The following is a 1459-nucleotide window of genomic DNA, read 5'->3' as shown; positions in this document are numbered from 1 at the left end:
GGGCGGATTCAACCGGTCGTCGCAACACTCTGTGTATCGCTCACCCGTAACAATTGGTCGAGAGTTTCCGCCGGGGTTTTCCAGCCAAGAGTTTTCCTGGGCCTGGTGTTGAGTGCAAGCGCCACGGCCTCGAGGTCATCAGCGTTGTGTATGCTGAGATCGGTACCCTTTGGAAAATACTGGCGCAGCAACCCATTGGTGTTCTCGTTGGTGCCGCGCTGCCATGGGCTGTGAGGATCGCAGAAGTACACCTGCACGCCCGCGTCGATCTTCAGACTTGCGTGCTGGGCCAGCTCAGCTCCCTGATCCCACGTCAGCGAGCGCCGCAGTTGCTCAGGCAAAGTGACGATCGCACGGGTAATCGCGTCGCGCACAGCCTCAGCGCCATGTCCGGCGAGTGCGGGTCCGTTCTTCACGCGAGCTTCGTGGCCATGACCCGTCATGCGCGGCAGGTGCAGCAGCATGGTGAAGCGTGTCGTGCGCTCCACCAAGGTGCCGATCGCGGAACTTCCGAGACCCAAAATGAGATCACCTTCCCAGTGGCCCGGCACAGCTCGGTCGGCGGCCTCGGCCGGACGTTGGCTGATCATGATCTCGGAAGGAATGAAGCTTCTGCCTTTACGGGCGCGGGCCCTCGGCATGCGCAGCGCCCGCCCGGTGCGCAAGCAGGCCGTCAGTTCGCGACGCAAAGCTCCTCGACCCTGCACGTAAAGTGCCTGATAGATCGCCTCGTGACTGATGCGCATCGTCTCATCCTCGGGAAAGTCGAGCCGAAGTCGCCGAGAAATCTGTTCCGGGCTCCACGCCGTCGCCCAGCGCCGGTTTTGCCGATGCACAGCCCGGCGTCCCTTCCACACGACCTTCGGGCCAACGAGGGGCTCCCCGTCCGGCTTGGCGATCATACCGGCAAGCCTGTCCTGCACATAATCCCGCAGGCTCGGATTGATCGCCAGCTTAGCTGCCTTGGGCCGTCGGGCGGATCGATCAGCGTGCCATTGTGCCGTGGTCGCTCGATACTCTGGAGCGCCGTGACGGCGCGCCACATTGCGCCGGAGTTCACGAGAGATCGTGCATGGCGGCCGATCGAGCTGACGAGCGATGGCTCGCACCCCATGACCCTGCGCGCGCAAGATGGCGATCTCCTCACGCTCGGCGAACGAGAGGTAGCGCCCTGACGGAGGCTTTGACGATTGCGACAAATGTGTTGGCGGCATGCCGCCCGCCCTCCGGAACCAGCGTACTCCGACAGCCGGCGACACCCCGGCGTCAACCGCAGCATCCTCGCTTGATCGCCCCGAGGCAATCGCGACCCAGAATGGTCTACCACTCTCTCGCAAGGCCTCTCGAGGCCGACCTGGCGATCGCTGGACTGCTCCCACATGCCGACCCGAACACTGATCACCACCCTTCATCGCAACCTCCTTTGGCAGAGTGTCGCGACGACCGGTTGAATCCGCCC

1 protein-coding gene is annotated in these 1459 nt (G+C 63.5%); it reads right to left on the bottom strand.

All coding sequences use genetic code 11. From position 1 onward, the window contains the following. Nucleotides 1-8: 8 nt before the first annotated feature. Nucleotides 9-1214 (bottom strand): IS30 family transposase, encoded by a 1206-nt coding sequence (locus JQ632_RS39115; RefSeq protein WP_409363547.1) that lies wholly within the window; start codon nt 1212-1214, stop codon nt 9-11. Nucleotides 1215-1459: the final 245 nt, after the last annotated feature.

The organism is Bradyrhizobium liaoningense (assembly GCF_018130955.1).
Classification (GTDB): Bacteria; Pseudomonadota; Alphaproteobacteria; order Rhizobiales; family Xanthobacteraceae; genus Bradyrhizobium; species Bradyrhizobium liaoningense_C.
Note: the sequence above shows the minus strand (reverse complement) of the source record. Positions and strands in the feature narration are given on the sequence as shown.